Source organism: Streptomyces sp. NPDC019531, from assembly GCF_044903305.1.
Taxonomy (GTDB): domain Bacteria; phylum Actinomycetota; class Actinomycetes; order Streptomycetales; family Streptomycetaceae; genus Streptomyces.
Map to the genome: position 1 here is coordinate 8,573 of NZ_JBJDQL010000060.1, position 21,865 is coordinate 30,437.

Below are 21,865 nucleotides of genomic sequence, written 5' to 3' on the forward strand. Positions count from 1 at the left end.
CCCATCCTCACGCTCGCAGCCCCGCGATCTCCCGTGCCGATCGCGGGAGACAAGGTGAGCGTCCGGCGGCGCGGCCAAGCCGTCGATATTCGCTTGCGGACCCGCAGCCCTCGGGCCACCGTCGCGTGACACCCGACGAAGGCGGAGAAGATGACCACGCAGCCCCACCCCGTCGATCACGAGCTTGTCCGGGCCGCCGCCGATGTCGCGCGCACGCGATGCCGGAGCGACAACCACACCATGGCGGCGGCCGGTCGTGCCCGGGACGGCCGGATCGTCACCGCGGTCAACGCCTACCACTTCACCGGAGGCCCCTGTGCCGAACTGGTGCTCATCGGTGCGGCGGCGGCCCAGGGCGCCTACGAGCTGGACACCGTCGTCGCCGTGGGCGACCGCGACCGAGGAGTCGTTCCGCCGTGCGGCCGGTGCCGACAGGTCCTCCTCGACTACTTCCCCGACCTCAAGGTCATCGTCGGCGACGGCGACCGCATCCGGTCGGTGCCGGTCACCGACCTGCTGCCCGAGAGCTATGTCTGGGCGGATCACCAGCTGGACGGCGAGTGAACCGCGTACCGCCCGCAACCATGTCGTGAATGTCTCGGGGACCTCCAGTGCGCTTCAGCGCCGCTGTCCCGCCGAGGCACAGTGTGTCCTCTACGGCGACCAGGGCCGCTCGCAGCCAGATGACCGTACGGGTGGGCAGCTCTCACGTCGCCTGATACGAACAGGGCGTCTCACAGGTGCTGTTGCTCCTTCGAAGCACCGGCGGCCCGATCCTGCGAGCCGCGCCGCACACCGGAATGCCGGACCCGTGCCGGGCGGTCCGGCCCGGGGCGTCGATCCCGTACGGGAACTCGCGCCGTGGTGCGACGCCCTGCCCCTGTCCACCACGTGTGCAGCTGCTCGCCGGGACCTTCGTGCCGTGTTCCCCGGTGATCACAGGGCGGACGTGCGGGAGTTGCGTGATTGACGCCCCGGCGGGCCCTGCCTACGGTCGCCCCAACACGTCTGGACAGGCAGGCCGACGATGACAGAGTCCTCGGGATCCCCCGACAACAGATCCACCGCCCGGCAGCTCCAGGTGGAGAGGCACGGGCTGGACGTGATCGGCGACGCCGAACGCAAGGGCACCCCGCGGACCCTGTTCTGGCCGTGGTTCGGGGCCAACGTGTCCGTCCTCGGGCTGAGTTACGGCTCGTTCGTGCTCGGCTTCGGGATCTCCTTCGGGCAGGCGCTGGTCGCCGGAGTGATCGGGATCGTCTTCTCGTTCCTGTTGTGCGGCTTCGTCGCGGTCGCCGGCAAACGGGGCTCGGCCCCGACGATGGTGCTCAGCCGCGCCGCCTACGGAGTGCGCGGCAACCGCCTGCCGTCGGTGGTCTCCTGGGTCCTCACCGTCGGCTGGGAGACCGTGCTGTGCGCCCTTGCCACACTGGCCACGGCGACCGTCTTCGGGCGGCTCGGCTGGGGCGGTGGCACGGAGACGCAGGTGATCGCCCTGATCGTGGTCGCGGGGCTCACCGTCGTCGGCGGGGTGATGGGCTTCGACCTGATCATGCGGCTGCAGACCGTGATCACCGTGGTGACGGGCGTACTGACCGTGGTCTACGTCGGTCTGGTCGCCGACCACATCCACTGGAGCACCGTCAGCGCCCTCCCGGCGGGCTCCGCCCAGGAGTTCATCGGCGCCCTCGTGTTCATGATGACCGGCTTCGGGCTCGGCTGGGTCAACGCCGCCGCCGACTACTCCCGTTATCTGCCCCGGACTTCGTCGAGCAGGGGAGTGGTCGGCTGGACCACCTTCGGCGCCTCCGTGGCCCCCCTGCTCCTGCTGGTCTTCGGACTGCTCCTCGCGGGTTCGTCCAGCAAGCTCAACGAGGCCGTCGCCGCCGACCCCATCGGCGCGCTCACCACCCTCCTGCCCACCTGGTTCCTGGTGCCCTTCGCCGTCGTCGCGGTGCTCGGCCTGGTCGGCGGCGCGGTCCTCGACATCTACTCCTCCGGTCTCGCCCTGATGTCGGCCGGCCTCAGGATCCCCCGTCCCCTGGCCGCCCTCGTCGACGGCGTCCTGATGATCGCGGGCGCCGTCCACATCGTGTTCTTCGCCGACGACTTCCTCGGCCAGTTCATGGGTTTCCTCACCACCCTCGGCGTCCCCATCGCCGCCTGGTGCGGCATCATGCTCGCCGACCTGTCCCTGCGCCGCCGCGACTACGAGGAGGCCGACCTCTACCGGCCGAGCGGCCGCTACGGCGACGTACCGCTCACCCCGCTCGTCCTCACCGTCCTCGCCACCGCCCTCGGCTGGGGCCTCGTCACCAACTCCGCCGCCAGCTGGCTGGATTGGCAGGGCTATCTCCTCGACCCGTTCGGCCTCGGCGGCAAGTCCGGCTCCTGGGCGTACGCCAACCCCGGTGTGCTGGCCGCGCTCGCGCTCGGTTTCCTCGGCACCCTGGCATCCGGCCGCGGACGGGTCCGCGCGCAGGAGGGCGCCGTATGACGAGCGGAGTGCTCGTCGTCATCGACATGCAGCGCGTCTTCGCCGAGCCCGACAGCCCGTGGGCCACCCCGCGTTTCGCCGAAGCGGCGGCAGGCGTACGGCGACTGCTGCCGGCCTTCGCCGAGCGGGTCACCATCACCCGCTTCGTCGCCCCCGACAAGCCCGCCGGAGCCTGGCAGGCGTACTACGCGCGGTGGCCCTTCGCCCACCGGCCCCCGGACGCCCGCCTGTGGCGGCTCACCGACGAGTTCGCCGACCGGGCAGCCCATGTGCTGGACGCCCCCACCTTCGGCAAGTGGACCCCCGAACTCGCCGCCCGCGTAGGCCCCGAGGGCCGACTCGTCCTGGCCGGTGTCAGCACCGACTGCTGTGTCCTGTCCACGGCGCTCGCCGCCGCCGACGCGGGCGTCGAGACCCTGGTGGTCTCCGACGCCTGCGCCGGGGCCGATGACGACTCGCATCGCAAGGCGCTGGACATCATGGAGTTGTTCCGCCCGCTGATCCGGGTCGTCACCGTGGACCAACTGCTCGCCGCCTGACCTCACTTGGCCATATCAGGTCGGTACCGGACCGCGCCCGGCCGTGTTGAATCGCTCGTACCGCGTCACGGACGACGGCCCCACACGGCAGGAGGCATCGTGACAGCCGTACCCGAACACGGCCCCACAGAGCGGGAGATGATCGAACGGGCCGTAGCCCTCAGGCCCGCGCTGCTCGCACGCCAGGCGGAGACCGAACGGCTCACGCACTATCCGAAGGAAACCCACGAGGACTTCCTGAGGGCCGGCTTCTACCGCATCCTTCAACCCCGGCGTCACGGCGGCCACGAGTTCGCCCTGCCCGTTTTTTACCGCGTGGTCGTCGAGATCGCGCGCGGCTGTCCCTCCACCGGCTGGGCCCTGTCCCTGACCGCCGCCCATGTGCTCCAGGTCGCCACGGTCTTTGAGGAGAAGGCACAGGACGAGATCTTCGGCCCCGACGGCGACTTCCGTGCCGCATCCACGGTCGCCCCCGTGGGCGTCGCGCGGTCCGACGGCCCCGACCACGTGATCCTCGACGGCACCTGGCCGTACTCCTCGGGCGCCCCCTACTCCACCCACTACGTCGGCCAGACCCTGCGCGCGGGAGACCCACCGGGTCCGCCCGTGCTGTTCGTCGCCCCGCGAGCGGTGTGGACCGTCCTCGACGACTGGCACGGCGTCCTCGGCCTGCGCGGCACCGGCTCCAACAGCATCCGCATGGAACAGGCCCGCATCCCCGCGCACCTGACGTGCGAGGCAAGTCTGCTGGACCTGCCCGTGGAAGGCGGCAGCGCCGGCTCCGAACTGCACGGCAACCCGATGTACGCCGGACGCGCACCCAGCTTCTTCCACGGAGAGCTGGCCGCCATCATGATCGGCACCGCGTACGCCGCCGCCGACGAGTACGCCCGGATCGTCGCCGCCCGCCCGCTGCTCCTGGAACCCGACCGCACGCGAGCCGACCTGCACGACTACCAGCGCCATCTCGGCGAGGCCCTCGGCGTGATCCACCTCGCCGAGGCGGCCCTCAGGCAGACCGCCGAGGACTGGATGGACGCCTGCCGCCGCAACGTGAGCGGCGAGGCGCCCTTCACGGTGATCGAGGACAACCGGCTCGCCCTGATGTTCCTGAACGCCGGTCGCATGGCCTGGGACGTGCTTCAGGGCATCCTCTTCCGCACGGCCGGCTCCCGCCACGCGCGCGACGGCGAGCGGATGCAGCGCTACTTCCGGGACGCGGCCACGTACTGGACCCATGTGGGGCCCAGCATGTACGAGCCTCTCGTACGGCGGGTCGGCTGCGACACCCTCGGCCTGCCCTCGGAGCACATCGCGCTGATTCCCTGACGCCCCGAACGCATGCTCCCGGCACGCTCGGGTACGCGAGCAGCACCGCGCCCTCGGGCGATCATACCCGCGGGCAGGCCGCACGACCGCCGCTACCAGGGGATCTGCCATGGACACACCCGCCAACGACAACATCGCCACACCGGCCCAGCGGGCACTGGACGCGCTGACGCAGAACACCGAGGACGCGACGGCGCTCAACACGCTCGCGACCAGCGAGGTCCTCATCCCGGTGCCCGACGACGCCGGGGACGAGGACACGACCGTCGCGCTGCCCGTGCTGGAACAGCAGGACGGCGCTCCCGTGGTGCCGGTGTTCACCTCGGAAGTGGAGATGGCCGAACTGCTTCCGTTCGTCTCCCGTTACCGTCTCGTGCCGCTCGGCGCGCTCGCCGCGCAGTGGCCGGACGGCGATCTGTCGCTCTCGATCGACGCCAGCTCCACGCATCCGCTGACGCTCACGTCCGAGGGCGTGCGCACGCTGCTGGCGCGGCCGCAGGGCTGATCAGCCGGTGGGGCCCGGCCACCACATGCACGGAGGGGGAGCGGCCGGGCCCGCAGAGGGGCGCGGTCCTGCTCCCGCCGCCGCACCCCGGTTCTCGCATGCGGAACAGGGGTGAGCGGCGCCGACTCTGCTCATCCCCGGCGCTCTGCGATCGCCGTGCCCCGACCATAGGACCGATCCGGCGGGCCGTCGCTCCGCAATACGTGGCGCATGTCCGCAAAACGCGGCGGATCGGCGGGCGGAGCGGCTCACTCGGCGCGCAGTGTCTGCGAGGGCGATTCCCCGAAGCGCTCCCGGTACCGCCGCGCGAACCGGCCCAGATGGACGAACCCCCACGCGTGGGCCACGTCCGTCACGGTCGTCGTGCCCGGGGCCGCCGCCCGCAGCCGCTGGTGCACGTGCTGCAGACGCACTTCGTGGACGTAGGCCATGGGCGACATGCCGACATGCCTGCGGAAAGCTTCCTGCAGGGTGCGCAGACTCACCTGGGCGATGGCCGCGAGCCGGTTCGCGTCGTACGGCTCGGCGGGGAGCTCCTGCACGGCGTCCATGACCCGCTTGACCGACGCCGGGCGCATCGGGGGCGGAGGCGCCTCCAACGCCTCCCGGAACGTGTGGTCGGTGGCCAGCAACATCCCTTCCAGCAGAGTCTGTTCGAGACGGCCGCGGATCATCGGATGGCTCAGCATCCCGTGCTGGACGTCCAGCTCCCGCAGGTTCCACATCGCGAGCCGGACCCAGCTCAGGCCCGGCCCCCGGGAAACGTCCATGTACGGCCCGAAGCGCGGTGGGCGACGCACCGCGCGGCCCAACAGCACCTCCAGCTGCCGTAGCACGGCCGCCTTGTCGACCTTGACGGTGAGGGCCTGACAGTCGGCGGACCAGGTGTCGACATGGATGTCCCGCGCCGGATCGAAGACCAGCGCCCGCCGCTCGGTGGCGAACTCGACGTCCCCGCGCCCCTCCTGGACGCTGAAGCAGCCGCCGAAGGGCACGGCCACGTGGTACACGCCCGGCTCGCCGAAGCTCATCCTCATCTCGGTGCCGAAGCGGATGTCGCCCACCGTGAGCGCGCCGAGCTCGACGACACTGAGCCGGGTGGCGAACCGCGAGACCTGGCCGGCGACTTCGAGCCGCAGATCGTAGTAGTGCGCCGCGATCGCGGCGTGCGCCTCCTCCACCGAGTCCGTCGCGTAGCTGTTGAACTCGGCGGCCCGGTCCCCTCCCACGGCCAAGGCGTCGTCAGCCCCTTCCCCGCTCGGTGTCTGCTGTTCAGCATGACCCGCTGACGGGTGGTCATGCCGGGCAGGACACCGGCGGGTTTCACAGGACGGCTTCGGCTCTGGTCAGGACGGCTTCGGCTCCGGTCCCGCAGCCGGCTCTAGCCCTTGAGCATCCGCCCCAGCACCTCGCGCTGCAGCGGCAGCACCTCGGTGTGCAGATCACGGCCCCTGCGGGTCAGGGACACCCATACACCTCGCCGGTCCTCCACGCACACGGACCGTTCCACCAGGCCGTCCTTCTCCAACCGCCCGATCAGCCGCGACAACGCACTCTGGCTGAGATGCACTCGCCCGACCAGGTTCTGCACCCGGCACTGATCCCCCTCGCGGGGTGACTCCGTGGCGAGGATGTCGAGCACCTCGAAGTCGCTCGCGCCCAGCCCGTGCGGGTGCAGCACGCGGTCGATCTCGCACATCGTGCGCGCGTGCACCGCCAGGATGTCCCGCCAGCGTTCTTCGAGGCCCGTCTCGACCGTTTTCACCGCCATAGATGCACGGTAACACCGATCCGGCCATTTGTTGAGCATGCAACTAGTGCATGTGCAAGGGTGGGTCAGGCCTGCGGGTCCTGGGTGATGCCGACCAGATTGCCGTCCGCGTCCTTGACGAAGGCGATCAGCTTGCCGCCGCCGACGTCCTGGACGTCCTGGAGCGTCTCCGCCCCGGCCGCCACGAGCGCCGCGAGGGTCGTCCGGATGTCGTCCACGTGCCAGTAGGGGACCGGACCGGTCATGCCCCTGGCGTGACCGTTGGGGTCGAGGCCGACGTCCTGGCCCGCGTCCTTGAAGCCGACGTAGTACGGCTCGTCCGCGTACGGCTCCACGCCCAGCAGGGCGCCGAACAGGGCCTTCGCCGCGGTCAGGTCCTTGACGGGGTAGATGATCGTCTTGAGGCCGGCAGTCATGGTGTGCTCCTCGGTGAGATGGGCCCGACGTTCCGCGTCGGTGTTCTCACGCTAGGACGGGGGAGGGGAGGTCCGCTTCTCCGATCCTGACCGGTCCCCGTCCGTCGGCCCCGATGCCCCGGGACTCACGCCGACTCCCGCCGCACCAGCTCCGTGGGCAGGATCACCGCCGCCGGATCCTCGCCCCCCAGCTGGGCCAGCAGCACCCGCACCATCTCGGCGCTGATGCGGTCGTAGGGCTGGCGGATCGTGGTGAGAGCGGGCGTGGCCTCCGTCGCCGCGATGGAGTCGTCGAAGCCGCCCACGCAGACGTCCTCGGGGACCCGGCGGTCAGCCCGGCGCAGGGCCGTCAGGGCGCCCAGGGCCATCAGGTCGGAGGCGACGAACAAGGCGTCCATGTCCGGGGCCTGCGCCAGCAGCAGCTCGGCGCCCGCCTGCCCGGCGGCCCGGCTGTAGTCGCCGGAGACCACGAGCCGCTCGTCGATCTCGATGCCCGCCTCGGTGAGCACCTCCCTGTAGCCGGCGAGGCGGTCCACACCGCCCGGCGAGTCCAGCGGGCCGGTCACGATGCCGATGCGGCGGCGGCCCCGCGACAGCAGATGGCGCACCATGTCCCGGGCGCCGTCGCGGTCGTCCGCGGCCACGTAGCTCACCTTCGAACCCGACCGCATGGGCTTGCCGCACTGCACCACGGGCACGCCCGCCTTGTGCAGTTCCTCGGCCACCGGGTCGGCGGAATGGCTGGTCACCAGCAGCACACCGTCGAGGTGCCCCGCCGTGATGAACCGCTTGATCCGGCGCCGCTCGTCCTCGGTTCCCGCCAGCATGAGCAGCAGCGGGATGTCGTGCGCGGCCAGCGCCTGGGTGCAGCCGCGCAGCAGGACGTTGAAGTTGGGGTCCTCGAAGAACCGCTCCTGCGGCTCCGTGAGCAGGAAGCCCACGGAGTCGGAGCGTCCGGTGATCAGTGAGCGGGCGTGCCGGTTGACGACGTAACCCGTCTTGCGGATGGCGGCGTTGACCGCCTCCAGGGCGGGAGGGCTGACGTAGTGTCCGCCGTTGAGCACCCGCGAGACGGTACCCCGCGAGACCCCGGCCTCGCGGGCCACGTCGTGGATCGTCGGCGGTTTGCGCCTGCCCCCCGCATTGTTCATGGTCAAGACTCTAAGGCCCTGGAGGGCGGGTGGGCAGCGCTCGTACGGCGGGACGACACGAGCGGGACGCCCGCTGGCTGGGATCGTGCACAGAAATGACTCACATCAGGCACTTGGCAACCTTCACCTCTGTACGGTTATCTTGGGCCGCACAGCTCTGGAGCCGTGTGTGCACGTTCCCAACCCATCGAAACGGGAGAGACCCATGCCGGAGACCACCCCCAGGGGCCTCACCAGGCTTGCCTTCGGCGGGGACTACAACCCGGAGCAGTGGCCGGAGAGCGTCTGGGACGAGGACGTCCGGCTGATGCGCGAGGCCGGGGTCACCATGGTCAGCGTGGGGATCTTCTCCTGGGCGCTCCTGGAGCCGGAACCGGGCGCCCATGACTTCGGCTGGCTGGACCGGATCATCGATCTGCTCCATGAGAACGGCGTCCGCGTCGACCTCGGCACGCCCACCGTCGTCCCGCCCGCCTGGTTCTACCGCGCCCACCCCGACGCGCTGCCCGTCACGGCCGACGGCACCCGTCTCGCGTTCGGCTCGCGCGGCGCCATCTGCCACAGCAACAGCGCCTACCGCGCGGCCGCCGCGGACATCACCACCAAGCTCGCCGAGCGTTACGCCGACCACCCGGCCCTCGCGATGTGGCACGTGCACAACGAGTACGGCGTCCCCGTCTCCGCCTGCTACTGCGACTCCTGCGCCGCCCACTTCCGCCGCTGGCTGCAGAGGACGTACGGCGATGTCGAGGGCGTCAACGAGGCCTGGGGCACGGCCTTCTGGGGCCAGCACTACACCGGTTTCGAGCAGATCGACCCGCCACGCACCGCGGCCACCGTCGGCAACCCCGGCCAGGCGCTCGACTACAAGCGGTTCGCCGACGCCACCATGCGCGAGAACTTCGTGATGGAGCGGGACATCCTGCACCGCCTCTCCCCGGGCGTCCCGGTCACCACCAACTTCATGACCGCGCTCAGCCAGTGCGACTCCGTCGACTACTGGGCCTGGGGCCGCGAGGTCGACATCGTCACCAACGACCACTACCTCATCACCGACGGCCGGCGCACCCACGTCAACCTCGCGATGGCCGCGGACCTGACCCGCTCGGTCGGGGGCGGCGCGCCCTGGATCCTGCTCGAACACTCCACCTCCGGTATCAACTGGCAGGCCCGCAACCCCGCCAAGGCGCCCGGCCAGATGGCCCGCAACTCCCTCGCGCACGTGGCCCGCGGATCCGAGGGCGCCATGTTCTTCCAGTGGCGTCAGTCCCGGCGCGGCGCCGAGAAGTTCCACTCGGCGATGGTCCCGCACGGCGGCACCGACACACGCGTGTGGCGCGAGGTCGTCGAACTGGGCGCCACCCTGGACTCGTTGAGCGCCATCCGCGCCACCCGCACCCAGGCCGACGTCGCCGTCCTGTGGGACTGGCACTCCTGGTGGGCGCAGAACCTGGACTGGCGCCCCAGTGAGGACCATGACGCGCGCGAGCGCGCCGACGCTTTCTACGAGGCCCTCTACGACCGCCACCTCACGGTCGACTTCGCCCACCCGGAAGCCGACTTGTCGGCCTATCCCCTTGTCGTCGTACCGGCCCTCTATCTGATGACGGAGGCCGCCGGGAACAACCTCCGGGAGTACGTCGAGAACGGCGGCACCCTCGTCGTCTCCTACTTCTCCGGCATCGTCGACGAGCACGACGCCGTGCACGAGGGCGCCCACCCGGGCGCGCTGCGGGACGTCCTCGGCCTCACCGTCGAGGAGTTCTCGCCACTGCTCCCGGACCAGCTGGTGCGCATCACCGGCCCCGACGGCTCGGAGCTCACGGGCGACGTGTGGACGGAGTTCGTGGTGCCGCGCGGCGCCGAGACCGTGTGGACGTACGCCGACGGCCTGGCCGCGGGCCACCCCGCCGTCACCCGCCACCGCCTCGGCGAGGGCACCGCCTGGTACGTCTCCACACGCCTGGCCGCCCAGGGCCTCGACGCGCTGCTCGGCTGGGCCGCCGAGGACGCCCGACTGCCCTCACGCGCCGAACTGCCCCATGACGTCGAGGTGGTCCGACGCAACGGAGAGGCCGGTTCCTACGTCTTCGTGGTCAACCACACCGCGGCCGAGGCCAAGGTGCCCCTGGAGGCGGAGGGCACCGAACTGCTCACCGGCGAACGCACGGCGGGCAGCCTCGCCGTCGCGGCGGGTGCCGTCCGGGTCGTACGACTCGACGGCTGAACCGACTCCCCTCCGCCCGCGAGACCACGAGCCGCGGGCGGAGGGGGCACCTACTCCGCCGGGTTGCGTAGTGCTCCCTCCCGACTGCCGTATGCGCCGAACAGCCCTTTGTCGCAGAGGAGTTCGATATCGGACAAGCTCTGTGACGCCGGGACAAGGCCGCCGCGGCTGCGGGACAGTGGGCACATGCGGTTTCAGCAGGCTCGGACGGAGGGGCGCGAGATGCTGAGGACTCCGACCGGCGAGTGGCGCCTGGCCATCCTGGAGTGGCTGAAGGACCCGGCCGCGCACTTCCGGCCGCAGCGGCATGGTGACCCCGCCGAGGACGGCGTCACCGCCGACGCCGTCGCAGGCAAGCTCGGAGTGCCCCGCTCGGTCGCGGAGAACCACCTCGGCCTCCTGGTGAACATCGGCCTGCTGCGCACCAAGAGAATCCGGTGGCGCACGTACTACCGTCGGGACGAGATGCGCATCGCCGAGGTGGCGCGCATGTTCGAGAAGGGCTGGTAGCGACCCGCACCGGAAGGGCACCTCATGGACCGTCCCACCGCACTGATCCCTCGCCACTACGTCGCGATCGGCGGCCGCGGTCCCGAGGACGTCGTCGCCGACGCCCGCGGCCGGGTCCTGACCGGAGTGGCGGACGGCCGCATCCTGCGCGTCGACGGCCTCACGGAACCCCTCGCCGCTCGCGTCGAGACCGTCGCCGAGACCGGTGGCAGGCCGCTCGGCCTCGAACTCCTCCCGGACGGCGGCCTGTTGGTGTGCGACGCCGAACGCGGACTGCTGGGCGTCGACCTCGCCGACGGCACCGTGCGCGTCATCGCCGACGAGGTGGCGGGGGAGAGGCTGCGGTTCTGCAGCAACGTGGTCGCGCTTTCCGACGGCAGCGTGTACTTCACCGTCTCCAGCCGTCGCTACCCCCTGGAGCAGTGGATCGGCGACATCGTCGAACACACCGGAACCGGCCGCCTCCTGCGCCTCGCACCCGGCGACGACACCCCCGAAGTCCTGCTGGAGGGGCTGCAGTTCGCCAACGGCCTGGCCGTGAGCGCCGACGAGTCCTTCCTCGCCGTCGCCGAGACCGGGGGGTACCGGCTCACCCGCTACTGGCTGGACGGGCCGCGGGCCGGCCGCGCCGAACCCCTCGCCGAGAACCTTCCCGGTATGCCCGACAACATCTGGCGCGGCGGACCCGACGGCCCCATCTGGGTTTCCCTCGCAGGCCCGCGCGTGCCCCCGCTCGACCTGTTCCACCGCGCCGCGCCACCCGTCCGCCGAGCCGCCGCCCAGGCGGCCGTGCGCGCACCTTTCCGGCCCACCGGCACCATCGGCGCCCTCGCGGTCGACGACAACGGCGAGACCGTCCACCACCTCACCCGCCAGCGGTCCAGCTTTCGCATGGTCACCAGCGTCTGCGAGGCAGCCGGGCACCTGGTCCTCGGCAGCCTCTGGGAGCGCGGCATCGCGCTGTGCGAGCCGCCCGCCGCGAAGTGACCCCGGCACGCACCTGGCGATACTCTGGTTCTCGGTCGCGATCACCCTCGCGGCGCGGCGGTGGGGCCCGCCGTACCCGAACCGCGGCGAAGGCGCCGCCAACGGTCCCTACTTGCGATGCAGTGCGCCCGTATGCCCGGGCCCGGCGAGTAGGAGACACACGACCATGACAGCCCCGGAGAGCCTGCGCGCACCCACCGGACGGCCACGGCAGTCCCTCTGGCAGGGCCAGACGCCGGTCGTCGCGGTGGTCGCGCTCGGCGGCGCCCTCGGCGCCACGGCCCGGTACGCACTCTCGCTGCAGTGGCCCGCCCAGCCCGGCGGATTCCCCTGGGCGACCTTCTGGACCAACGTCACCGGCTGCGCCGTGATCGGCGTGTTCATGGTCGTCATCACCGATGTGTGGGCCGCCCACCGCCTGGTCCGCCCCTTCTTCGGCACCGGCGTGCTCGGCGGCTTCACCACCTTCTCCACCTATGCCGTCGACATCCAGAGACTCGTCGACCACGGCCGGCCCGCCACGGGCCTGGCCTATCTCGCCGCGACCCTGCTCGCGGCCCTCACCGCGGTGTGGCTCGCGTCAACCGCGGCCCGCCGCGCCCTGAAGTGGAGGCAGCCATGACGAGGCTGACCGGCAACGCTCTGCGTGTCACCGTCTACATCGGCGAGAACGACACCTGGCACCACAAGCCCCTCTACACCGAGATCGTGCACCGCGCCCACGCCGCCGGCCTCGCCGGGGCCAGCGTCTTCCGGGGCATCGAGGGTTTCGGTGCCTCCTCCCTGATCCACACCTCCCGGCTGCTCTCCCTCAGCGAGGACCTGCCGGTGGCCGTCGTGATCGTCGACACCGAGACCCGCGTACGGGAGTTCCTGCCGCAGCTCGACGAACTCGTCACCGAGGGGCTGGTGACCCTCGACGACTGCGAGGTCATTCGGTACGTCGCACGCGATGGCAGTCAGGACAAAGCGGGCACGAAGGGTAAGAAGTCGTTGTGAACTGGCTGCTGGTCGTCGCGGGTGCCGTGGTCGGTGCCCCGCTGCGCTATCTGGCCGACCGCGCGGTGCAGTCGAGGCACGACTCGGTCTTCCCCTGGGGCACCTTCGCCGTCAACGTCACGGGCTGTCTGGTCCTCGGCCTGCTCACCGGCGCGGTGGCGGCAGGGGCCGCCGGAGCCCACCTCCAGCTGTTGCTGGGCACGGGTCTGTGCGGGGCGCTGACCACGTACTCGACGTTCTCGTACGAGACCCTGCGCCTGACGGAGGCCGGGGCACGCCCCTACGCCGCCGCCAACGTGGTCGCGAGCGTCGTGGCGGGCCTGGGAGCGGCGTTCGCGGGGGTGGCGCTGGCCCGGCTGGTGTGGGCGTAGGGAATCGGTCCTCGCCGGCGTGTAGTAAGACTTGTGCCCTCCGCACCTGCCTTCCCCTGAGAAGAACTGGATCCCATGAGCGTCATCAGCGTCGGTCAGGCCGTCGTCCTCGGAGCCGTCGAGGGAGTGACCGAGTTCCTCCCCGTCTCCTCCACCGGCCATCTGAAGATCGTCGAGGGGCTGATGGACATCCCCGTCGACGACGACGCCGTCGTCGGGTTCTCGGCCGTCATCCAGGTCGGCGCGATCGCCGCGGTGCTCGTGTACTTCTTCAAGGACATCGTGCGGATCGTCTCCGCGTGGGGGAGGGGACTGTTCAACAAGGAGGAGCGGTACCACCACGACTACAAGTTCGCGTGGTGGGTGATCGCCGCGACCGTCCCGATCGTCGTCGTCGGTCTCGCCGCCAAGCCGCTCATCGAGGGGCCGCTCGCCTCCCTGTGGGTGGTCGCGGGCTCCCTGATCGCCGGCAGTGGTGTGATGTGGGCGGCGGACCAGATGGGCCGGCACAAGCGCGGGGAGGACGACACCTCCTTCAAGGACGCCATGCTGGTCGGCAGCTCGCAGATCCTCGCCCTGCTCTTCCCCGGCTTCTCCCGCTCCGGTGCCACCATGTCCACGGCGCTGATCCTCGACCTGGACCGGGTGGCCGCCACCCGTCTGTCCTTCTTCCTCGGCATCCCGGCCCTCACCGGCGCCGGCCTCTACGAGCTCAAGGACGCCCTGGGCGCGGGCGTGGGGGCGGCCCCGCTCGCCGTCGGCACGGCCGTCTCCTTCGTCGTCGCCTACGCCTCCATCTCCTGGCTGCTGAAGTTCGTGGCCAAGCATTCCTTCAACGCGTTCGTGATCTACCGGATCGTCGTGGGCCTGCTGCTCTTCGGGCTGCTGGGCGCGGGTGTGCTCAACAGCTGAGCGCATGGATCGGTGGGTGTCGTTCGTCCGCGGCACCTTCTCGGCTCACAGATCGGCCCGCGCCCCTCGGGGCGCGGGCACCTTGACAGGGCCCTCCCGTCGCCCGGAGTATCACTTCCGTGAACCTGTCAGACAGCCGGACAGCCAGTCAGCCTCCGCGACGCGTCAGCGCCATGGAGGCGGTGCTGGCGCATCTGCGCAACGCCATCGAGCGCGGGGAGTACGCCATCGGCGACAAGCTCCCCTCCGAGGCGGAGCTCTGCCGCACCCTGGAGATCAGCCGACCCGTGCTGCGCGAGGCTCTGCGGGCCCTGCAGACCATGGGCCTGACCGTCTCCAAGACCGGCAAGGGCACCTTCGTCGTCGCCAACGCGGTGGAGGACCCCACCTTCGGCGACTACGCGGCCAGCGACCTGCTGGAAGTGCGCCGCCACGTCGAGATCCCGGTCGCCGGGTACGCGGCACAGCGCCGCACCCCGGAGAACCTCGACCATCTGGCCCACCTCCTGGACCGGATGGAACGTGAGACCGACACCACCGCGTGGGTCGCGATGGACACCCTGTTCCACCTCGCCGTGGCCGAGGCCGCCCAGAACCCGGTCTTCCGCCGGGTCATCGAGGAGATCCGGGACGCGCTGGCTCGTCAGTCGGCCTTCCTCAACGAGCTGGGCGGCCGTCGGGAGCAGTCCAACCGCGAGCACCGCGCGATCGTCGAGGCGCTGATCGACGGTTCCCGGCACGACGCGGTGGAGGCCATGTCCCATCACCTCGACCGCGTCGAGACCACCCTCACCGACATCGTCCGTTCCCCGAACACGGGCACGGACACCCCCACGGAAGGCGAGCCCCAGGCGTGAGCGAGCAGTCCTTGTACGACGGCGTGCAGAAACGTTCCGGCCATGTCGACGCCGGAGACGAGGGATACAGCAAGTCCCTCAAGTCACGGCATGTCAACATGATCGCCATCGGCGGCGCGATCGGCACCGGCCTCTTCCTCGGCGCCGGCGGCCGACTCGCCGACGCCGGCCCGTCCCTGTTCATCGCCTACGCGGTCTGCGGAGTCTTCGCCTTCCTCGTCGTCCGCGCCCTCGGCGAACTCGTCCTCTACCGGCCGTCCTCCGGCGCCTTCGTGTCGTACGCCCGCGAGTTCCTCGGCGAGAAGGGCGCCTACGTCGCCGGCTGGATGTACTTCCTGAACTGGGCCACCACCGGCATCGCCGACATCACCGCCGTAGCCCTCTACACGCACTACTGGGGCATGTTCGCCGACATCCCGCAGTGGGTGCTGGCGCTCATCGCGCTCGCCGTCGTCCTCACCGTGAACCTCATCTCGGTGAAGATGTTCGGTGAGCTGGAGTTCTGGTTCGCCATCATCAAGGTGGGCGCGCTCGCGGCGTTCCTGCTGATCGGCATCTTCCTCCTGGCCACCCGGCACCCGATCGACGGCCACCACCCCGGCCCGTCCCTCATCACCGACAACGGCGGCATCTTCCCGAGCGGCCTGCTGCCCATGCTGCTGATCATCCAGGGCGTCGTCTTCGCCTACGCCTCCGTCGAACTCGTCGGAGTCGCCGCGGGCGAGACCGAGAACCCCGAGAAGATCATGCCGAAGGCGATCAACTCGATCATGTGGCGCGTCGGCCTCTTCTACGTCGGCTCGGTCCTCCTGCTCTCGATGCTGCTGCCCTGGAACAAGTACACCGCCGGCGAGAGCCCCTTCGTGACCGTGCTCTCCAACATCGGCATCCCGGCGGCCGGCGGCGTGATGAACCTCGTCGTCCTCACCGCGGCCATGTCCTCGCTCAACTCCGGCCTGTACTCCACCGGTCGCATCCTGCGCTCCATGGCCATGTCCGGCTCGGCCCCGAAGTTCACCTCGGTGATGAGCCGCAGCCAGGTCCCCTACGGCGGCATCCTGCTCACCAGCGGCGTCTGCGTCCTCGGCGTCGGCCTCAACTTCGTGGTCCCCGCCGACGCGTTCGAGATCGTGCTCAACTTCGCCGCGATCGGAATCCTGTCCACCTGGGGCATGATCATGATCTGTCATCTGCTCTTCTGGCAGAGGACCGAGAAGGGCGAACTCGCCCGCCCCGGCTACCGACTGCCGGGTTCCCCCTGGACCGAGCTCGTGACGCTGGCCTTCCTCGCCTCCGTCCTGGTCCTCATGTACGCCGACGGCGGCGCCGGCCGCACCACAGTGCTGTGCCTTCCGCTGATCGTCGGGGCCCTGGTCGCCGGATGGTTCGCCGTCCGGGGCCGGATCGCTCGCATGTCGAGCGCGACCGCATCCACCAGCGCCGACGCGTGACCCGCGTGGCGCTCCTCTCGAAGCAGGAAGCGATGTACAGCAGTTCCGTCGCGGACGCCCCCCTGATCCGCGAGCCCTTCCACGCACCCGTCGCCCACCTGATGCGCGGCGGGGTCGTGGAGGGCGTCCACTACGGTTCCGTCGTCGTCCTCGGCGCAGACGGACGGGTCGGGTTCCAACTCGGCGACATCGAGGCCGCGTTCTATCCGCGCTCCGCGCTCAAGCCGGTCCAGGCCGTCGCCATGGTCCGGGCCGGGCTGCCGCTGGACGGTGAGCTGCTCTCCCTCGCGGCCGCGAGCCACTCCGGTGAAGAGCGGCATCTCGAAGGAACCCGGCGGATCCTGGAGCTGGCCGGGGTCTCCGAGGAAGCCCTGGGCAACGTTCCCGACCTGCCGTTCGATCCGACCGTGCGGGACACCTGGACACGGGAGGGCCGAAAGCCCTCCCGGCTCGCCCAGAACTGCTCCGGCAAGCACGCGGCGATGCTCTACGCGTGCGTGCTCAACGACTGGCCGCTTGAGGGGTATCTCGATCCCTCGCATCCGCTGCAGCAGGCCATCGCGGAGATCGTCGAGGATCTGACCGGGCAGCGGATCGCGCGCGTGACCGTCGACGGTTGTGGCGCGCCGCTGTTCTCCGTCTCGCTGCACGGGCTCGCCCGGGCCGCGGCCCGGATCACTTCGGCGGTTCACGGTACGCCTGAGGCGCGGGTCGCCGACGCGATGCGGGGGCATGCCGAGATGGCGTCCGGTGCGGGGCGTGATGTGGCCGCGTTGATGCGTGCCGTGCCGGGGCTGCTGGCCAAGGACGGGTTCGAGGGTGTGCAGGTTGCCGCGCTGCCCGATGGGCGGGCCGTTGCCGTGAAGATCTCCGACGGGGCGAATCGGGCGCGGGTTCCGGTTGCTGCGGCGGCGCTTGCCCGTGCCGGGGTGTCGGCGGATCTGCTCACGGAGTTCCAGGGGGAGGCGCTGTTCGGGGGTGGGCGTGAGGTCGGGCGAGTGCGGCTCGTTCGTTCGTTGGAGCCCGTTGTGTCTGCCTGCGCCTAAGAGCTCGGGCGGCCATGTCGTTCTGCGGGTGCGGGCCCGTTGTGGCCGGTCGCGCAGTTCCCCGCGCCCCTGAAAAGCGATCACCTGAGCCTCATTCGAAGAAGGCCCCGCACCCTCATGGCCGCCGTCGTCTGTCGCCGTGAGCGTGTGCACACCCTGCGTGCCACCGAGAACGTTCCCATCACCGGGACGGCGATCTCCGCCTACCCGCACCTCATCGACGCCCTCGCCGCCGTCTCGGCTGCACGGCCGCCACGGACATCGCCAAGGAGGCCCTCGTCTCTGTCCGCGGTGTGGCCGAACTCGTCCTGGAGAAGGGCCTGTTGCTCGCCGAGACACTCGCCGACCTGCTGCGGCCGGAGGTCGTCGCGGGCGCCGGCTCGCCCCTGGCCCGACCGGCCCCACCTGCCGTGATACGCGCCAGGCCGGCCCGGAGGCACAATAGTGATCATGACAACGACGTCGTCGCTCACCTTCCAGCCGGTCCTGGAGCGCATCGCCGAGGAGATCGAACGCACCCCGGGCCATGGCCGCGCCGCCGACTACATCCCGGCGCTCGCCGCCTGCGACCCGCGCAGCTTCGGTATGGCCGTCGCCGAACTCGACGGCACGGTGTACGGCGTCGGGGACTGGCGCGAGCCGTTCTCGACGCAGTCCATCACCAAGGTCTTCACCCTCGCGCTCGACCTGGCCCGCGAGGGCGACGAACTCTGGGAGCACGTGGGCCGCGAGCCCTCCGGCAACCCTTTCAACTCCCTGGTGCAGTTGGAGTACGAGAACGGCATCCCGCGCAACCCGTTCATCAACGCCGGCGCCCTCGTCGTCACCGACCGCCTCCAGACCCGTACCGGAGACGCGGCGGGCGAACTGCTGTCCTTCCTCCGCCAGGAGAGCGGCAACGCGGCCCTGGACTTCGACGAGGACGTGGCCGCCTCCGAGTCCGCCCACGGCGACCGCAATGCCGCGCTGGCCCACTTCATGGCCGCGTACGGCAATATCGACAACGCCATCCCGGTCCTGCTCGACCAGTACTTCCGCCAGTGCTCGATCAGGGCGTCCTGCGCCGACCTGGCCCTCGCCACCACCTTCCTGGCCCGGCACGGCATCCGCGCCGACGACACCCGTCTCCTCACCCGCAGCCAGGCCAAGCAGATCAACGCGATCATGCTGACCTGCGGCACGTACGATGCGGCGGGCGACTTCGCGTACCGGGTCGGCCTCCCCGGCAAGAGCGGAGTCGGCGGCGGAGTCATCGCCGTGGTCCCGGGCCGCTGCACGCTGTGCGTGTGGAGTCCGGGCCTGGACGAGCGCGGCAATTCGGTGGCGGGGGTGGCGGCCCTGGACAGATTCACGACGCTGACGGGACTGTCGGTGTTCTGAAGGGCGTGACTGATCCACCCGGGGCACGGTGACCGACCCAGGGGCGCGAGGAACCGTGCGAGCAGCCACGCACCGCCCGCGCCCGACCACGTATCGGTCACACCCCGGTCTCCGCCCCGTCGCTTTCCAGCCACCCAAAACTGACACGCTGCTGAGGTGTTGGCCAAAGTTCCCGTCGATCTCCGCCGCTGCCAGATCCTCGGTCTGGTCGGCACCGCCTTCCTCGCCGCAGGGGGTGAGACCGCCGGCGCCCTCCCCGTGCGCGAACTCCTCACCCCGGCCTCGCCCGGCGCGGCGCTGGGCCTGGTCGGCGCCTACTTCGGCGTCGTCCTCCTGATCGCGGCCTGGCTCCTCCTGGGCCGCCTGGTACGCAGTGCCGAGAAGAAACCCAGCACGCGCGAGCTCATGGCCGTTCTGATCATCTGGTCGGTCCCGCTGCTGCTCGCCCCACCCCTGTTCAGCCGGGACGTCTACAGCTACCTCGCCCAGGGCGCGATGGCGGATGCCCACATGGACGTCTACAGCCAGGGACCCGCCCTCCTCGGCGGCCCCCTCGCCGACGAGGTGGCCCCCATGTGGCAGCACACGGCCGCCCCGTACGGCCCCGTGTTCCTCGGCGTGGCCTCCGTTCTGGTGAAGGCGTCCCGTGGTGAACTCCCCGCCGGTCTGCTCGGGATGCGGCTGGTCGCCCTGCTCGGTGTGGCCCTCATGGCGGCAGCCCTGCCCCGCCTCGCCCGGCACAGCGGCGCCGACCCGGCCGCCGCGCTCTGGCTCGGCGCCCTCAACCCGCTGGTGCTGCTCCACCTGGTCGCGGGCGCCCACAATGACGCGGTCATGCTCGGCCTGCTCGGTCTCGGCCTGGTCGCCGCGCTGGGCCGGTGGCCGATCCTGGGGGCCGTACTGGTGACACTCGCCGCACTGGTGAAGGCGCCCGCCGCCCTGGGGCTGGCCGCGATCGTCGTGCTGCGGATCCGGGCCGGCGACCACCCCGCGAAGGCGGTCCTGACGGCCGCCGCCTCGGCCGCGGCCACCACCGTCGCCGCGACGGCCGTCGCGGGCACCGGCTACGGCTGGATCGGCGCCCTCAACACCCCTGTGTCGTCCGGGAACTGGGCCCTCACCAGCCTCCTCGGCCGTGCCACCGGCGCCCTGCTGGAGCGGCTGGGCAGCGACCTGGCCCCGCTGGCGGTTCCGGCCTGGCATGCGTTCGGCGTCGTGACCGCCGTCGTCGTCATCGGCTACATATGGCTGCGCCTACGCCCGCGGCCGGTCTACGCCCTCGGCCTGAGCCTCGCCACCGTCGCCGCCCTCGGCCCGGCGATCCGCCCCTGGTACGCCCTGTGGGGCCTGTTCCTCATAGCGGCCGCCGCACCCAGCGCCTCGGTACGGCACCGGGTGGCCGCCGTGACAGGCGTACTCGCCCTCGCCACCCTGCCGAGCGGCGGCCCGGCCGACACCGGACAACTGGTCCTCGCCGTCTCCGGAGGCGTACTCGCCCTGGTCGTACTGGTGCAGGCCCTCCAGACGGCCCAGGCCCCGGCGACAGGACACACCGCATGAGAACGCCGACCACGGATCGCGGCCGGCTGCTGCTGGTCCTCGCCGCCGTCACCGCCGTCACTGTCTTCACGGCGACCGTGCCGCTGCTGCGCGACTGGTTCGACCTGCGTGTCTACCACGGAGCCGTCGACACCTGGATCCACCACGGCGGACGGCTCTACGACTACCGGGTGCCGGGGACGGCGTACGGCTTCACCTACCCCCCGTTCGCCGCCGTCGCCATGCTCCCCATGGCCCTGCTCGACCTGCGCACCGCCATCGCGGTGGGCCTGTTGCTCAACCTGGCGGCGCTGGCTGTGGTGATGCGTCTTCTCACCGGCCGGGCCTGGCGGCGATACGGCTGGTACGGCTGCGCGCTGGGCGCCTGTGTGCTCGCGCTGTTCGAGCCGTTGCGCGACACGTTCAGCTTCGGGCAGGTGAACCTCCTGCTGCTGGCCCTCGTCCTGGTCGACGCCTGGTTGCTCGCCACCGGCAGGGAACGCTGGGCCGGAATCGGTATCGGTCTGGCCGCCGCGGTGAAGCTCACGCCGGCCCTGTTCATCGGTCTGCTGCTGGTCGCCCGGCGCTGGCGCGCGGCCGCGGTGGCCACGGTGGTAACCCTGGCGGCCACCGGATTCGTGGCCGTCGTCGCCCCCGACGCCTCGCGCTTCTACTGGACCGACGCCCTGTGGGACACGACCAGGGTGGGCCGCCTGGACTACGTCTCCAACCAGTCGCTCCAGGGCATCCTGGCCAGGCTCGGCGAACCGGACCGCGCGGTGTGGGCCGTGGCCGTGCTGCTGACCCTGTGCGTGTGGGCCCTACGGGCCCGGCGGGCCGCGGCGGCGGGGGACTGGGCGGCCGCGTTCGCGCTCACCGGTCTGACCGCCTGCCTGGTCAGCCCCATCACCTGGGTGCATCACCTGGTGTGGCTGCTGCCTTCCTTCGCGGTGCTCGTGCGGAGAGGGCACCCACGGATCGCGGGCGCCCTCTACGCGGTCATGTGCACCAGTGTGGTGTGGCTGTGGTTCGACGACGCGTCCGGCGTCGACGGCTTCCTCGGCAGCAACGCCTACACCTGGATCACACTCGGCCTGCTGCTGTGGCTGCCGATCGGTCAGCCCCGCGCCGCACGCCCGAACCGGGACCGCAGCGCCAGCGCCGTCGATCCCGCGCCGATCCCGGCGGCTCCCAGCATGGCCCAGGTCTCCAGCCAGCCGGGCTCGTCGTCGTCCGACGACACGGCCGCCGCGACCGGCACCGCCTCCGGGTCCGGCCGGGGCCTCGCCCGCAGTGCGTCCAGCGAGCCCACCGGATCCACCCGCCCGGCCGCCCCGAACCCCCAGTCGAGCAGCTCCCGCGTCTCCTCGTAGACCGC

22 protein-coding genes and 1 pseudogene are annotated in these 21,865 nt (G+C 70.9%); 19 read left to right on the forward strand and 4 right to left on the reverse strand.

What is annotated here, in order from left to right; genetic code table 11:
• The first annotated feature begins 150 nt into the window (after positions 1–150).
• From ACI2L1_RS40410 to ACI2L1_RS40430, 5 genes are all read left to right on the forward strand, one after another.
• Complete coding sequence (locus ACI2L1_RS40410) at positions 151–564, forward strand: cytidine deaminase family protein (protein ID WP_404744454.1); 414 nt, start codon at positions 151–153, stop codon at positions 562–564.
• A gap of 463 nt (positions 565–1,027) precedes the next feature.
• Positions 1,028–2,497 carry a purine-cytosine permease family protein gene (locus tag ACI2L1_RS40415; RefSeq protein ID WP_404744455.1) on the forward strand — a complete coding sequence of 490 codons (1,470 nt, stop codon included), beginning with the start codon at positions 1,028–1,030 and terminating at the stop codon, positions 2,495–2,497.
• Complete coding sequence (locus ACI2L1_RS40420) at positions 2,494–3,036, forward strand: cysteine hydrolase family protein (protein ID WP_404744456.1); 543 nt, start codon at positions 2,494–2,496, stop codon at positions 3,034–3,036. Before ACI2L1_RS40415 ends, ACI2L1_RS40420 begins: the two co-directional genes overlap by 4 nt.
• A gap of 99 nt (positions 3,037–3,135) precedes the next feature.
• Positions 3,136–4,365 carry an acyl-CoA dehydrogenase family protein gene (locus ACI2L1_RS40425; RefSeq protein WP_404744457.1) on the forward strand — a complete coding sequence of 410 codons (1,230 nt, stop codon included), beginning with the start codon at positions 3,136–3,138 and terminating at the stop codon, positions 4,363–4,365.
• A 109-nt stretch (positions 4,366–4,474) separates the two neighbouring features.
• A complete protein-coding gene (locus ACI2L1_RS40430) occupies positions 4,475–4,870 on the forward strand; it encodes an SseB family protein (RefSeq protein ID WP_404744458.1) in 396 nt (131 codons plus the stop codon).
• A gap of 248 nt (positions 4,871–5,118) precedes the next feature.
• Here the strand turns inward: ACI2L1_RS40430 and ACI2L1_RS40435 are convergent, their stop codons facing one another.
• From ACI2L1_RS40435 to ACI2L1_RS40450, 4 genes are all read right to left on the reverse strand, one after another.
• Positions 5,119–6,099 (reverse strand): AraC family transcriptional regulator, encoded by a 981-nt coding sequence (locus ACI2L1_RS40435; protein WP_404744489.1) that lies wholly within the window; start codon positions 6,097–6,099, stop codon positions 5,119–5,121.
• A 152-nt stretch (positions 6,100–6,251) separates the two neighbouring features.
• Positions 6,252–6,641, reverse strand: coding sequence for a MarR family winged helix-turn-helix transcriptional regulator (locus tag ACI2L1_RS40440; protein ID WP_404744459.1), 390 nt, complete (start codon positions 6,639–6,641; stop codon positions 6,252–6,254).
• 65 nt (positions 6,642–6,706) lie between these two features.
• Positions 6,707–7,057 carry a VOC family protein gene (locus tag ACI2L1_RS40445; RefSeq protein ID WP_404744460.1) on the reverse strand — a complete coding sequence of 117 codons (351 nt, stop codon included), beginning with the start codon at positions 7,055–7,057 and terminating at the stop codon, positions 6,707–6,709.
• 125 nt (positions 7,058–7,182) lie between these two features.
• On the reverse strand, positions 7,183–8,214 hold the full coding sequence (locus tag ACI2L1_RS40450) for a LacI family DNA-binding transcriptional regulator (protein WP_404744461.1): 1,032 nt from the start codon (positions 8,212–8,214) through the stop codon (positions 7,183–7,185).
• A gap of 199 nt (positions 8,215–8,413) precedes the next feature.
• On the opposite strand from ACI2L1_RS40450, the gene ACI2L1_RS40455 reads away from it, so the two are divergent.
• The 14 genes and pseudogenes from ACI2L1_RS40455 to ACI2L1_RS40520 all read left to right on the forward strand — a co-directional run bounded on the left by ACI2L1_RS40455 (position 8,414) and on the right by ACI2L1_RS40520 (position 21,860).
• Positions 8,414–10,435 (forward strand): beta-galactosidase, encoded by a 2,022-nt coding sequence (locus tag ACI2L1_RS40455; RefSeq protein ID WP_404744462.1) that lies wholly within the window; start codon positions 8,414–8,416, stop codon positions 10,433–10,435.
• A 222-nt stretch (positions 10,436–10,657) separates the two neighbouring features.
• The gene (locus ACI2L1_RS40460; RefSeq protein WP_404744490.1) at positions 10,658–10,945 is read left to right on the forward strand and encodes an ArsR/SmtB family transcription factor; all 288 of its coding nucleotides are present in this window, start codon (positions 10,658–10,660) and stop codon (positions 10,943–10,945) included.
• A gap of 24 nt (positions 10,946–10,969) precedes the next feature.
• Positions 10,970–11,932: an SMP-30/gluconolactonase/LRE family protein gene (locus tag ACI2L1_RS40465; protein WP_404744463.1), complete on the forward strand. Its 963-nt coding sequence runs from the start codon at positions 10,970–10,972 to the stop codon at positions 11,930–11,932.
• Positions 11,933–12,098: 166 nt separating this feature from the next.
• Positions 12,099–12,554: a fluoride efflux transporter CrcB gene (gene crcB, locus ACI2L1_RS40470; protein WP_404744464.1), complete on the forward strand. Its 456-nt coding sequence runs from the start codon at positions 12,099–12,101 to the stop codon at positions 12,552–12,554.
• Positions 12,551–12,931 (forward strand): DUF190 domain-containing protein, encoded by a 381-nt coding sequence (locus tag ACI2L1_RS40475; RefSeq protein ID WP_404744465.1) that lies wholly within the window; start codon positions 12,551–12,553, stop codon positions 12,929–12,931. Before crcB (ACI2L1_RS40470) ends, ACI2L1_RS40475 begins: the two co-directional genes overlap by 4 nt.
• On the forward strand, positions 12,928–13,302 hold the full coding sequence (gene crcB, locus ACI2L1_RS40480; protein WP_404744466.1) for a fluoride efflux transporter CrcB: 375 nt from the start codon (positions 12,928–12,930) through the stop codon (positions 13,300–13,302). The genes ACI2L1_RS40475 and crcB (ACI2L1_RS40480) overlap by 4 nt, the downstream gene beginning before the upstream one ends.
• A gap of 75 nt (positions 13,303–13,377) precedes the next feature.
• Positions 13,378–14,214: an undecaprenyl-diphosphate phosphatase gene (locus ACI2L1_RS40485; RefSeq protein ID WP_404744467.1), complete on the forward strand. Its 837-nt coding sequence runs from the start codon at positions 13,378–13,380 to the stop codon at positions 14,212–14,214.
• 119 nt (positions 14,215–14,333) lie between these two features.
• Complete coding sequence (locus ACI2L1_RS40490; protein WP_404744468.1) at positions 14,334–15,071, forward strand: FadR/GntR family transcriptional regulator; 738 nt, start codon at positions 14,334–14,336, stop codon at positions 15,069–15,071.
• On the forward strand, positions 15,068–16,522 hold the full coding sequence (locus tag ACI2L1_RS40495) for an amino acid permease (protein ID WP_404744469.1): 1,455 nt from the start codon (positions 15,068–15,070) through the stop codon (positions 16,520–16,522). The genes ACI2L1_RS40490 and ACI2L1_RS40495 overlap by 4 nt, the downstream gene beginning before the upstream one ends.
• Positions 16,523–16,554: 32 nt before the next feature.
• On the forward strand, positions 16,555–17,568 hold the full coding sequence (locus ACI2L1_RS40500; RefSeq protein WP_404744470.1) for an asparaginase: 1,014 nt from the start codon (positions 16,555–16,557) through the stop codon (positions 17,566–17,568).
• Between the two features lie 236 nt (positions 17,569–17,804).
• A pseudogene (aspA, locus tag ACI2L1_RS40505) lies at positions 17,805–17,960 on the forward strand (aspartate ammonia-lyase); the annotation flags it as partial.
• Between the two features lie 58 nt (positions 17,961–18,018).
• Entirely contained in the window at positions 18,019–18,948 is a 930-nt protein-coding gene (locus ACI2L1_RS40510; RefSeq protein ID WP_404744471.1) for a glutaminase, read from the forward strand.
• Positions 18,949–19,104: 156 nt separating this feature from the next.
• Positions 19,105–20,508 (forward strand): polyprenol phosphomannose-dependent alpha 1,6 mannosyltransferase MptB, encoded by a 1,404-nt coding sequence (mptB, locus tag ACI2L1_RS40515; RefSeq protein ID WP_404744472.1) that lies wholly within the window; start codon positions 19,105–19,107, stop codon positions 20,506–20,508.
• Positions 20,505–21,860 (forward strand): glycosyltransferase 87 family protein, encoded by a 1,356-nt coding sequence (locus ACI2L1_RS40520; protein ID WP_404744473.1) that lies wholly within the window; start codon positions 20,505–20,507, stop codon positions 21,858–21,860. The genes mptB and ACI2L1_RS40520 overlap by 4 nt, the downstream gene beginning before the upstream one ends.
• Positions 21,861–21,865 lie beyond the last annotated feature (5 nt).